Origin of the sequence: Pseudomonas lyxosi (assembly GCF_047758685.1) — a bacterium.
Lineage (GTDB): Bacteria > Pseudomonadota > Gammaproteobacteria > Pseudomonadales > Pseudomonadaceae > Aquipseudomonas > Aquipseudomonas lyxosi.
The window spans coordinates 5,028,082-5,039,462 of record NZ_CP180481.1; the positions used below are offsets into that span (position 1 = coordinate 5,028,082).

An 11,381-nucleotide genomic window follows, 5' to 3' on the forward strand; every position below is an offset into this window, starting at 1 on the left:
CTAACTTGTCTTTAGTCACCAAAGACGCCTGATATAAAAAAGAGAATCCAGTGAAATCAACTTATTCGCTCGAACAACTGCTGCCTTATATCCGACAACATTCAAACTTCTATAGCAAACAGCTGGAATACTTACCGCCGCAGGGAATTACACTAAATGATCTACCGCTGACCAATGCGGCAGACTATTGGGCTGACAGCCATGACTTGAGTCATTGGCCGGTCCTGACCGGAAAGGTCGACGATGCGCTGGTGTTTAAAACCGGTGGATCGACCAGTCAGGGCAAACTGACGGTGTACACCTATAACGAATGGCAAGTACTGGTCAGTACGTTTGGAGAAAGTTTTTCCTCTCAACTGAACGACGGCGACCGTGTCGCCAATCTGTTTTTTTCCGGTGATCTCTACGCCAGTTTTCTGTTCATCCACGACTCCCTGGCACATGTCAGGCGATCCATTTGCGAGTTTCCGTTTACCGGGCACGTCGAACTGGACGTACTGGCCGATGCGATTGATCGGCATCGGATCAACGTGCTGGTCGGCGTACCGGCACAGCTGCTGCGATTTGCGGCCTACCTGAACCAGCATCGGCGAGTACTGTGCGGGGTTGAAACGTTACTGTATGGCGGCGAAAGCCTGTTTGCCCCGCAGCTGGCAATCCTCACCGACGTGTTTCCCAACGTGCGCATTGCTTCCATTGGCTACGCCAGTGTAGACGCCGGCCTTATCGGGGCCAGCGGTCGCGACTGCGCCTTGGGCGAGCATCGGGTGTTTGAACCACAAACCTTGCTGGAGATCGTCGATGAACTCACCGGTGAAGTCATCGAAGAATGCGATCGTACCGGATTATTGGTGGTGACCAATCTGACTCGCCGGCTCATGCCATTGCTGCGTTATCCGGTGGGCGACCGCGCGTGCTGGCGCGAACCCGGCTCAACCCCGAAGCGCAAATTCGCCCTCAAGGGACGTAGCGTGCACAGCCAGCGAGTGCGAGTCGGGGTGCTGTCGCTGCTGATCGACGAAATCCAGGAAATCGTCCAGCGCATCGCCCACAACGACCAATGGCAATTGCTGATCGAACATGATGGATATAAAGATATTTTGAGTGTGAAGTGGGTTCCCTCGGCTCAATCCATGGCCACCGTACCGGTATGCCGGGCGCTGTACGAGGCACTGGTTGAACACTATCCCGCCATCGAGGAACTGAGCCGCGAGGGTCTGTTGGAGTTGCGAGTGTTGTCCTGTGCGGTCACCGCATTGAAGCTTCACCCACGCTCCGGCAAACAACTGCGGGTCCTGGACTTGCGCGTGTATGACGCACCGTCGCCGGAGCCCGCATGATGCCGCATTTGATTTTTCGACCCTATCGGCCATCCGACGCACGTGCCGTGAGCCAGTTGTTTCGCGAGGTCTATGGCGATCATTACGTTCAGCCGGATGTTTACCTGCCGAACATGATCAATCAGCACAATGCCGAGGGGCGCTGGAAGTCGATGCTGGCGGTGGACGACGTACGCGTTCTAGGGCATGCCGCGTTGTGCCATGACACACCCGCGGACACCACCGAGCTGGCACTCAGCGTGGTGCATCCCGCCGCGCAGGGCCAGAGTATCGCAACCCGTCTGGGCCGGGAGTTACTGTCGCGGTCGGGTTCCCTGGGATTCAAGGGCATCTCGATCAAACAAGTGACCCACCATCCTTATACGCAACGCATGGCAGCAAACATCGGCTTCCACAGCACGGGTTTGCTTCCTGACTACGTCCCTTCGCCCTTCGCTGAGCCGCTGCCGGAAACCATCGTGATGGGTTGTCATGTAGTCGAAGGACATACGCGACCGCTCCCCGACATCCCATGGCCTGACAGCTGCCGCAGGTTTATGCAGCACTTGTGTTCCGTGTTCGGGACTCATCCGGACACGACGCCGCAGTCTTCTCTGCCCTTGCAACTCAAGCAACACCATAAAAGATTCGACATGGTCATTCAGCGTTTGACCAAACGTCTGCTTGAGCAGATCCGGCAATTGCCCAAGCACTGGCTGATCTCGGTCAAACTTCAATTGTCACGGTGTTTTGCCGGGGACTTGCGCAATTTGGCGGCCCTTGGCTTCGCCTTTACCGGGCTGATGCCTACGCCCTCCAGCAAAGGGTGGTTCGCACTGTTTCATCGAGGGGTACTGGCTCGGCACCTCAACCTGCACTGCCCGCATATGCAACGGTTGCATGACGATTTGCAGCAAAACGCCAACACGCAAAGTAGCGCCGGAGCGCTGAAAAGAGCCCGTTCAGCCGCGTGAGTCTTTTCGATAAAAATCATTGCCCGGTTGCGCGCAAAGCTCCACCAACCAATCGACAAACACCCTCACCCGCCGGGACAACTGGCGGTGTGGCGGGTAGAGCGCCGTCAGCGGCATCCCCGGTGTCGGCACCGTCCTGAGGACTTCACACAAGCGGCCTTCGCTCAGCTGGCGGGCTACGTGGTAATACGGGGTCTGGACCAGACCATACCCCGCCTCACAAGCGGCCAGATAACCATCGGCGCTGTTGACCGAGACTTGCTTGGGTAGATTAATGACCTGAACCTGATCATTGACCATGAATTCCAGCCCATAACGTTTGCCATTGCTGCTGGAGAAGTACTCCACCATCTGATGACCTTCAAGGTCAGCCAGACACTGAGGCGTTCCGAATCGCTTCAAGTAGTCGGGGCTGGCACACGTGACCTGGTCCAGCATGGCCAACGGCCGCGCCACCAGTGAATCGTCCAGTGAGTCGCCGCCCCGCAGCACGCAATCGACGCCTTCGCGTATCAGGTCGACAGGCCGGTCATTCAAGCCGATTTCCAGCTCGATCAAGGGATATCGAGCAGTAAATTGCGGTAATGCCGGGATCACCATCAAGCGTCCCACGCCCGCCGGCATGTCCACGCGCAACAGCCCCTTGGGGTTGTTGCGCGCAGCGCTGAACACCGCTTCGGTTTCCTCCAGGTCCGCCAGCAACCGCACGCAACGAGGGTAATAGGCCGCACCGTCGAGCGTCAGGCTGATCTGCCGCGTCGTGCGTTGCAGCAGTTGCACACCGAGATGCGCCTCCAGCTGCTTGATCAGAATGGTCACTGAGGCCCGGGGCAATTGCAGGCTATCCGCCGCCTTGGCAAAGCCGCCCAGTTCGACGATTCGGGTGAATACGCGCATGGCGTTAAAACGGTCCATTGCTTTTGCTTACCGGCTGATTATTTAGAAATTACGAACAGTGATAGCAGTTTTAGCCGGTTTATCTTGTTTCTGTCGAGGTCAACAATGGACTCCACATTCACAGGGAGCTGATTTCATGCAAACACGTCAACTGGGCAAAAACGGTCCACAAGTGAGCGCGATAGGTCTGGGCTGCATGGGCATGACCGATTTCTACACGACTGGCGTGGACATCCGCGAAGCCACGGCCACTCTGCACCGCGCGTTGGAGCTGGGGATCAACCTGCTCGACACCGCCGACATGTACGGCCCGCACACCAACGAAGAACTGATCGGCAAAGCCATCGTCGGCAAGCGCGACCAGGTGTTTCTGGCCAGCAAATTCGGCATCGTCCGCGACCCGGGCAATCCGGTTGCGCGGGGCGTCAACGGCCGACCGGATTACATTCACGCCTCTATCGACGGCACCCTCAAGCGCCTCGGTGTCGAGACCCTGGATTTGTACTACCAGCACCGCATCGATCCGCAGGTGGCCATCGAGGAAACCGTCGGCGCCATGGCCGACCTGGTGAAAGCCGGCAAGGTTCGGTACCTGGGTTTGAGCGAGGCCTCGGTCGCAACGCTTGAGCGGGCACACAAGGTTCATCCGATCAGTGCACTGCAGAGCGAGTATTCGTTGTGGAGCCGTGATCAGGAGGAAAACGGTTGTCTGGCCGCGTGTCAGCGACTGGGGGTCGCCTTCGTCCCCTACAGCCCTTTGGGTCGTGGCTTTCTCACCGGAGCGCTGAAAAGCCCTGATGATTTCGCGGCAGACGACTACCGTCGTTTCAGCCCGCGTTTTCAAGGTGAGAATTTCGCCAAGAACCTGTTGCTGGTGCAGCAAGTGCAGGACCTGGCCGCAGAAAAAGGCGTGACCGCCGGCCAACTGGCGCTCGCATGGGTACTGGATCAGGGTGATTACGTGATCCCCATTCCGGGAACCAAACAGCGTAAATACCTGGAAGAAAATGTGGCCGCGCTGGACTTGAAACTGAATCGCGAAGAGTTACACGCTCTGGAAGCAATATTTCCGGCCAATGCCACCGCCGGCTTGCGTTACCCGGAAGAGGTCATGAAGTTGCTCGATCGATAATCCCGCCTTACCCTGAGTGCCGTCCCCGGCACTCAGCGGCCAACCTGACAATCTTGTAATGTGCGCCTCATCTGACTGACAGCTTTGATCTACGATGATCAAGCTGCCCAGTTTTGTATTACTTCGAAACACACCTTGAATGTCTGCCCGCTAAAAATGGTCAGAATGCATTTTTTTGGCCGCAATTCGAAACGAGATTCCCCATGCGAACCCACCTGCGTCTGGTCGCCCTGAGCGCCCTGTTCATTTCCTCTCTGGCCCAGGCCGCCGACCTGATCCCGATCGAGGTTCACCGCGATGCCAATTGCGGTTGCTGCAAAAAATGGATCAGCCATCTGGAAGCCAACGGCTTCAAAGTCGACGATCACGTCGAAGCCAATATGAGCGAATTCAAGCAACAGCACGGCGTGCCTCCGCGCCTGGCGTCGTGCCATACCGGCTTGATCAACGGCAAATTCGTTGAAGGTCATGTCCCCGCCGATCAGGTGCTGGCCTTGAGCAAGCGCGACGATCTGTTGGGCGTTGCCGCCCCCGGCATGCCCATGGGTTCACCTGGCATGGAAATGGACGGCATGAGCGATGCGTATCAAGTGATCGGCCTGAAAAAAGACGGCACTGACGTGGTGGTGGCGGACTACCCTGCCCATTGATGTTCGGGGCGTACATCGGGCTATTCTTCGCCGCATTCGGCGCAGCCACCTTGCTGCCCTTGCAGTCCGAAGCGGTGCTGGTGGGGCTGTTGCTCAGCGGCAAGTATTGGCTCTGGTCGCTGCTCGCCGTGGCGACATTGGGCAATGTGCTGGGGTCACTGCTGAACTGGTGGCTGGGGCGCGGTATCGAGCGTTTTCGTGATCGGCGCTGGTTTCCGGTCAGCCCGCGCCATCTGGAAAAAGCCCGAGTCCACTATCAGCGCTACGGTCATTGGTCGTTGCTGCTGAGTTGGGTGCCCGTGATCGGTGATCCGCTGACCCTGGTGGCCGGCGTGATGCGCGAGCCGCTGGGGCGATTCCTGCTGATCGTGACCCTCGCCAAAGGCGCCCGTTATGGTGTGTTGGCCATGGCCACATTGGGCTGGATGGGTTGAACGATCATCCACGGCGATTGCCTGTGTTTAATGTCGCCCTAATCATGCCGATCCAGCATCGGCCGATTTCCAATGGAGTTCACCCATGTCCCTCACCCGCTCCAGCTGGCTGCCCGGCCTGCTGCTGACCGCTGCATTGCCTGTCATCGCCCACGCCGAAGGCCCGGAATATGGCCCGGAGCTGCAAGGCTTCGAGTACCCCTACACGGTCAAGCATTTCGCCTTTGAGTCCCAGGGCAAATCCCTGCAAATGGGTTACATGGATGTCGCCGCTCACGGCAAGGCCAATGGACGCAGCGTGGTGCTGATGCACGGCAAAAACTTCTGCGGTGCCACTTGGGACACTTCGATCAAGGCCCTCAGCGAGGCCGGTTACCGGGTCATCGCCCCGGATCAGATCGGCTTCTGCACCTCCAGTAAACCGGACAGCTATCAGTACACTTTCCAACAACTGGCGACCAATACCCAGCAACTGCTCAAGGCCCTGGGCATTCAGAAGGCCAGTATTCTCGGGCATTCCACCGGCGGCATGCTCGCGACTCGCTATGCGCTGCAATACCCCGATCAAGTTGAACAACTGGCACTGGTCAACCCCATCGGCCTGGAAGACTGGAAAGCCCTCGGCGTGCCCTATCGCACGGTTGATCAATGGTACGAACGCGAGCTGAAACTCACGGCCGAAGGCATCCGCACCTATGAACGCAACACCTATTACGGCGGCCGCTGGAAGCCGGAATTCGATCGCTGGGTAGACATGCTCGCCGGGATGAACAAAGGACCGGGGCATACACAGGTGGCGTGGAATTCGGCGCTGATCTACGACATGATCTTCACCCAACATTCTGCAAGGTGGTGTTAACGACAACGGCAGCCTTATATCAGGTAATTTCTCACAAGGCAAGCGTAAGTGAATGTTTTTCTTGACAAAATGTGAATATCGCGGTACAATATGTAAAGAGCTAAGGAAATGTGTTCTAAGTTTTATTCTTAGCCGAACTGCTCTGGATATACATTTCCCAACTCTCCAACGGCAGAGTGTAGAGCCTTCTACATTACGTTCAGTTCTTCCAGCAGAACGCCAAAAGCTGGACACTTTCCTCCATAGTTGTAGTTGTTATCAGGGTAACGGCTGTAGCTATTAAGACCGCAGGGACTCGATATCCTCAAGCAGCTTCTGACAGTAAGCTGGCGGCAAGACTGTCCTATCTCATTCATCAAACAATATTCGCAGAGGCTTAAAAGCCTGATGGCAACTCCGCCGGTAGTTGCTGCGTAACCGGCATTCAAACACAACACTTGCAGACTGCGTCCTCCGACATACACCTGCATTCTTTAAGCCAGCCCCGTGCTGGCTTCTTTTTAAGCCTCGTTCAAAATACTCACATATCCCACACACAAGGAGACTATATGTCTAATTCCCTACTCGTTCCCTGTGCCTGCTGTAACAAGCTGGTTATCACAAAGAACCGTTCTAAACGCCGTACCTGTAGTCATAAATGCTTTATGCGTCTTTGGCGTGCAGACAAACGAGACGCACAAGCCGCACAACAAGCAGCCAGTGCAGAACAAACCGTAATTTAAACCCCTCATCACTCTCGAATACATCAATAGGAGAAGTCAAATGAACATCACACTTAACATCAACATCGAAAGCATCAACATCACCTTGAATGCACAAGCTCCACTAGAGCCAGTGCTAACAGCAGAGCCAGAAGCCGTACAAGAAGACGTGCAAGAGATTGATACAGCCCCATCTCTTTTCAATAAGTATCGTCTATCTGAAAAGCTACGTGCAATGTTGGGCAATGAAGCAGCTAACAGATACCTAGGTGGCATTTAATGGTTACTGCCTTATCTCTGCTCTACGCCAGCGTTCCACTGGCATTCCTGGCCAAAGCTGTGACAACAGCAACAGACGCTACAAAACAAATCATTCACACCTATAAATTTGGAGAAGTAAAATGACAAAGTACGCACCCGAACAATTCCGCAAAATCCTAAAGTCTGAACAGGCGGAACACATCGAACAAGCAATTGAGATTGCCAGAACAGCCCCAGCCCAATACGAAGGAAGTGTTAACCCTACAGGCTCCACAGAGTTCTATCACAGAACAGTGCATGAATCCCTTGAGCATTACGCTGATTTGAAAGCTAATGGCTGGACACTAGAACACACAGCACCAGCGTTCTACAACAAACTATACAGTTTTGTTGCAGTCAAACCAGATCACGTATTTGAAGCTGATAAGGCTCTAATTGCCCAACGTGCAGAACAGGCTTATATCAAACAAGTTGAAGATCACAACAAAGAAGCTCAACGCCTGAAAGACAAAGCTACATTTGTCGAGTCTGAGTTCCAACGTCTTGAAGCTGAACGACTAGCTGCTCTACGTGCAGAACTAGAAAACCAATACGAAAATCGTGGTCGTATCCAACGTGTTAACAGCACAGACGTGAAACTCCACGCTTAATCAAAGAGGGACATTTGTTGTCCCTTTCATCAAGAGGATAACAAACAATGAGTATGAAGGAAGAGATTGCCCAGCTAACGGGTACGCTGAGGCTTAATGTTGAGAATTCTGGATTCCAACGCTTTAACCAAATGATGAGACGTGTATCCCAACAGATGCTACAGCTTGGCAAAGACGTTGATAAACTCTCTGTAAAGATGAGCAAGTCTCTGAAACTGAACGTGGATACCACAGGAGTTGATAAGGCTAAACAGAAACTTGATGCAGCCTTGAAACGACAAGCCCGTGCTGAAGCTGCCCTTAGTAATCAAGAACGAAAAACATTTGCAGAAAAACTGTCTCAGCAGAAGTTGAAGTATGTAGCAACAGAGAAACAAGCTCAGGCTGCGTCTAGTGTACTCAAGGCACAGCAAGAAGCCGCCGTAGTCGCCTCTAAGGCCCACGCAGCTCAAATGCGTAGTGCAGGAGTAACTAAACAGCAGCTCGCCTCACAGGACGCTGTAACGGCTTCTATGACCAAACAAGCAAGACTGGCTGCTATTACTCAGAAGTTGCAAGCTGCCACACAGAAAGCCAATGACCAACACCTGGCCTCAATGACAAAGCTGCAACGTATTCAGCAGCAGATGAACCACGCAAAGCAACAAGCACATATTCGTTCTCAACAAGTTGCTAACAGAGCAGCAGCACAACAACAAACAGCTCAGAACAAAACACAGAACGCTAATCAGAGTGCAGCACGCTTTCAGATGTCACAACAGCGTCACGCTGCATGGCAAGCTCGACAGAACGCCCCAGCCTCTAGCGGCGGTATGTTTGGTGGGTTAGGTGGTATGTCTGGCGGAATGCTCGCCCTTGGTGGTCTTGGTGCAGCCCTAACAGGCTTGACGATGGCACTTGGTGGCATGAATGAACGTATCCAACAGCGTAAAGCTGGTGTAGTTGATGCTGAGGCTTTTGAAGGAGTATTTACACCACTGGGTAAGACACCCGAAACTCGCAAGATGTGGCGTGACCAATACATCAAACTCTCCAATAAAACTGGTGCACCAATCGACAACGACTCTGCTAAAGAGTTCTCCAGTTTTGTGCAGATGCAGTCTAGTAAGAAAACCCCCGACCAAATCCTAGCTGAGTACGAACGTCGTAGAACAGCCATGACAATCTCCGGGTTAAATAGAGAACAGGGCCAAAGGCTCAACCGCCAACTTAACCAAATGTCTGGTGGTGACCAGCGAGGCGATAAGGCCGATTGGAATGAAATTTCTGAGAACGATACACTTCTCGCCAAGTATGTGATGAAGGCTTATGGCGAAAAGGCAGGTATCAAGGACGATGACAAATCGGCTGCTGAGTTCAACAAGAAGCTTAAGAAAGGCGAAGGCTTTAGTAACGATTTGGTGGTAAGAGCCCAAGAAATGATGATCTCTGAAAACCAAGAGACCCTAGCCGCCAAGAAGAAAGGTGTAGCCTACTCTCAAACTCTTGCTGATAGCCAATCCTTCCTAAACGAAGTGGGTATTAACAATAGTGCTGAACTGAATGAGGCAATGCGGGACAACATTCAAGCTCATAAAGAGCTGAATGAAGCTCTCCAGCCAACCAAACAACTTCTAAGCGATTTTGACGAAGGATTGACCCAAGCTCAGACAGGTTTGATTAGGTTTGCACTTGGTCTAAACATGGATGGGAGTAAGAAGTCTGAAAACCAACAAACTCAAGAGCGGATGACAACGGCAGACATGCCAGTCTCTCTAAGCATGGTTGGTACGCACGACTATTCCAATGTTGATGGCAACTCACAACATCAGGGCGGGCCAATTGGCGGCTTCTGGAACTGGGCACTTGGCATCAAAGACAAACGCGATGAATACAAGAAGCAAGCAATGGATTTGGCTCCTGACACCTTGGGACAACAAGTGACTCCAATGCCTGGGATCACTCCACAATTCCAAATCAGTGCAGACACTGTCAAACAGATGGCTGGCTTGTACAACAGATATGAATCTCCTTCTATCGCTCCTATTGCCGCTGCTAATTCTGCTAACTCTGGTGGTCCACAGATCAGTGCTCCAGTAACTATCGAAGGCTCTAACATCCATATTGAATTGCATGGTAGCGCCACAGACGAAGACAGAGCCAAGATTATGGATGCCGTAACAACAAAGCTTGACGAGCGAACTGCTGCACTCACAATGCAGATGCCAGCCCTTGCTGACAGTGCTATTCGGAATGCCCTTGGTGCAGCTAGATCACAACAGGCAGAACGCCAATAACTGTTAGGAGTGCAACGCTCCTAACATTCCACCCACTTTTAAGAATCCATCCCCAACAAATGAAAACTTTATACAACCTAATCAGAGTGATGCTCCTATCGCTCATCCTGCTCTTCTCGTTCTCTACGTACAAATCGCAACAAGAGCTGACAGAATCAATCAAAGAGTCAAGGACATACACCGACAATCGTATCCTCGCCAACAACGTGCAGCTATTGTCAGTTATTGGTGACGTATCCAAAACCACTTCACTTATCGCCTTAATCGAGTGCAAGAGGAACACACCTGATGACTATTGTGACATGCGTTTCAATCAACACATCCACCATAAGGAACCATTATGAATATCCAAGAATTGAAAGACAAAGCCTTCGCTCAATACCAGAGGCAAGGTCGGTACGAAGTGATTTACACAAACTACATCACAGATATGTTCAAGCAGTATGACGCCCTTGTAGCTAAAGGCTACACCCGTGCAGATGATGCCCATATCACAGCAACCAATATCAACTTTGCCGTACAGCAAGTGATTCACATGGTTAAGCCAGAGAAGCTACAAGCCCAAGAGTTGCAATCCATCTACGACAATATTGAAGGAGAGTCTAAATGAACAACAAAATCCAGTATCACCAAATCAGACATAGCCCTGACCCATACGAAGCTGCGTATATCTACCTTGAACAACAGTTCGGCACCCATGTTCCCTACATGTTTGCGGACCTCACCGGGCACCTTGTACGAGCTGTTGAGTACAACATTCTAGAGTCTGTATTTAAACGTGACGCACAACGCATGTACAACCTGTAAGGAAACCCCAAATGAAACCTTTTGATCCAATCCAACTAATGCTAAAGGCCGAATCACTCGGCCTTGGTGAACACCTTAGAGGTTCTGAGATTGCCTTCCACCTTGAAGCTATCCAATCTCTACTAACCAAAGAACAGACAGTTGCAAAAGCTGTTACACAGGATGCACAAGAGACGGACGTTGATATCACAGTGCGGATTCTTCAAGAGAAGTATGGCAAGAATGAACGACGATTTTGAAGACGAACAGCACACACCCAAGAGCAACACCAAACGTAATGGGAAACGTCGTAAGAAACCTGATGACGAGCATTCACACAAACAATCCAAATGGCAGTAGCCAATTAAAAATATTCACAGATAGTTGCTCTAAGCTATTGACGTGTGAACATTTCGTGGTAAAACTATAATAGTAGAGGTAG

Annotated in this window: 12 protein-coding genes and 1 pseudogene; 12 read left to right on the top strand and 1 reads right to left on the bottom strand. The window is 52.3% G+C overall.

Annotated elements, in window-relative coordinates; translation table 11 throughout:
• Positions 1-50: 50 nt before the first annotated feature.
• Both ACMXYI_RS22985 and ACMXYI_RS22990 read left to right on the top strand, forming a co-directional pair.
• Positions 51-1,340, top strand: a complete 1,290-nt coding sequence (locus tag ACMXYI_RS22985; protein ID WP_415769216.1) for a phenylacetate--CoA ligase family protein — start codon at positions 51-53, stop codon at positions 1,338-1,340.
• A complete protein-coding gene (locus tag ACMXYI_RS22990) occupies positions 1,340-2,293 on the top strand; it encodes a GNAT family N-acetyltransferase (RefSeq protein WP_415769217.1) in 954 nt (317 codons plus the stop codon). Before ACMXYI_RS22985 ends, ACMXYI_RS22990 begins: the two co-directional genes overlap by 1 nt.
• On the opposite strand, the gene ACMXYI_RS22995 is transcribed toward ACMXYI_RS22990, so the two are convergent.
• On the bottom strand, positions 2,282-3,208 hold the full coding sequence (locus tag ACMXYI_RS22995; protein WP_415769218.1) for a LysR family transcriptional regulator: 927 nt from the start codon (positions 3,206-3,208) through the stop codon (positions 2,282-2,284). The genes ACMXYI_RS22990 and ACMXYI_RS22995 overlap by 12 nt on opposite strands.
• A 118-nt stretch (positions 3,209-3,326) precedes the next feature.
• On the opposite strand from ACMXYI_RS22995, the gene ACMXYI_RS23000 reads away from it, so the two are divergent.
• From ACMXYI_RS23000 to ACMXYI_RS23045, 10 genes and pseudogenes are all read left to right on the top strand, one after another.
• A complete protein-coding gene (locus tag ACMXYI_RS23000; protein WP_415769219.1) occupies positions 3,327-4,322 on the top strand; it encodes an aldo/keto reductase in 996 nt (331 codons plus the stop codon).
• 203 nt (positions 4,323-4,525) lie between these two features.
• Positions 4,526-4,972, top strand: coding sequence for a DUF411 domain-containing protein (locus ACMXYI_RS23005; RefSeq protein ID WP_008155198.1), 447 nt, complete (start codon positions 4,526-4,528; stop codon positions 4,970-4,972).
• Positions 4,972-5,406, top strand: coding sequence for a YqaA family protein (locus tag ACMXYI_RS23010; RefSeq protein WP_415769220.1), 435 nt, complete (start codon positions 4,972-4,974; stop codon positions 5,404-5,406). Before ACMXYI_RS23005 ends, ACMXYI_RS23010 begins: the two co-directional genes overlap by 1 nt.
• 85 nt (positions 5,407-5,491) lie before the next feature.
• A pseudogene (locus tag ACMXYI_RS23015) lies at positions 5,492-6,244 on the top strand (alpha/beta fold hydrolase); the annotation flags it as partial.
• A 783-nt stretch (positions 6,245-7,027) separates the two neighbouring features.
• Entirely contained in the window at positions 7,028-7,246 is a 219-nt protein-coding gene (locus tag ACMXYI_RS23020; protein WP_415769221.1) for a hypothetical protein, read from the top strand.
• A gap of 121 nt (positions 7,247-7,367) precedes the next feature.
• The gene (locus ACMXYI_RS23025; RefSeq protein ID WP_415769222.1) at positions 7,368-7,877 is read left to right on the top strand and encodes a hypothetical protein; all 510 of its coding nucleotides are present in this window, start codon (positions 7,368-7,370) and stop codon (positions 7,875-7,877) included.
• 47 nt (positions 7,878-7,924) lie between these two features.
• Positions 7,925-10,153, top strand: a complete 2,229-nt coding sequence (locus ACMXYI_RS23030) for a hypothetical protein (RefSeq protein WP_415769223.1) — start codon at positions 7,925-7,927, stop codon at positions 10,151-10,153.
• Positions 10,154-10,493: 340 nt separating this feature from the next.
• Positions 10,494-10,763 carry a hypothetical protein gene (locus ACMXYI_RS23035; RefSeq protein ID WP_415769224.1) on the top strand — a complete coding sequence of 90 codons (270 nt, stop codon included), beginning with the start codon at positions 10,494-10,496 and terminating at the stop codon, positions 10,761-10,763.
• Entirely contained in the window at positions 10,760-10,960 is a 201-nt protein-coding gene (locus ACMXYI_RS23040; protein WP_415769225.1) for a hypothetical protein, read from the top strand. Before ACMXYI_RS23035 ends, ACMXYI_RS23040 begins: the two co-directional genes overlap by 4 nt.
• An 11-nt stretch (positions 10,961-10,971) precedes the next feature.
• Entirely contained in the window at positions 10,972-11,199 is a 228-nt protein-coding gene (locus ACMXYI_RS23045; protein ID WP_415769226.1) for a hypothetical protein, read from the top strand.
• The last annotated feature ends 182 nt before the right edge of the window (positions 11,200-11,381 follow it).

Bases quoted from the DNA above. Each gene is read 5' to 3' on its own strand.
- ACMXYI_RS22990 (WP_415769217.1), top strand. From the start codon at position 1,340: ATGCCGCATTTGATTTTTCGACCCTATCGGCCATCCGACGCACGTGCC.
- ACMXYI_RS22995 (WP_415769218.1), bottom strand. From the start codon at position 3,208: ATGGACCGTTTTAACGCCATGCGCGTATTCACCCGAATCGTCGAACTG.
- ACMXYI_RS23000 (WP_415769219.1), top strand. From the start codon at position 3,327: ATGCAAACACGTCAACTGGGCAAAAACGGTCCACAAGTGAGCGCGATA.
- ACMXYI_RS23005 (WP_008155198.1), top strand. From the start codon at position 4,526: ATGCGAACCCACCTGCGTCTGGTCGCCCTGAGCGCCCTGTTCATTTCC.
- ACMXYI_RS23010 (WP_415769220.1), top strand. From the start codon at position 4,972: ATGTTCGGGGCGTACATCGGGCTATTCTTCGCCGCATTCGGCGCAGCC.
- ACMXYI_RS23020 (WP_415769221.1), top strand. From the start codon at position 7,028: ATGAACATCACACTTAACATCAACATCGAAAGCATCAACATCACCTTG.
- ACMXYI_RS23025 (WP_415769222.1), top strand. From the start codon at position 7,368: ATGACAAAGTACGCACCCGAACAATTCCGCAAAATCCTAAAGTCTGAA.
- ACMXYI_RS23030 (WP_415769223.1), top strand. From the start codon at position 7,925: ATGAGTATGAAGGAAGAGATTGCCCAGCTAACGGGTACGCTGAGGCTT.
- ACMXYI_RS23035 (WP_415769224.1), top strand. From the start codon at position 10,494: ATGAATATCCAAGAATTGAAAGACAAAGCCTTCGCTCAATACCAGAGG.
- ACMXYI_RS23040 (WP_415769225.1), top strand. From the start codon at position 10,760: ATGAACAACAAAATCCAGTATCACCAAATCAGACATAGCCCTGACCCA.
- ACMXYI_RS23045 (WP_415769226.1), top strand. From the start codon at position 10,972: ATGAAACCTTTTGATCCAATCCAACTAATGCTAAAGGCCGAATCACTC.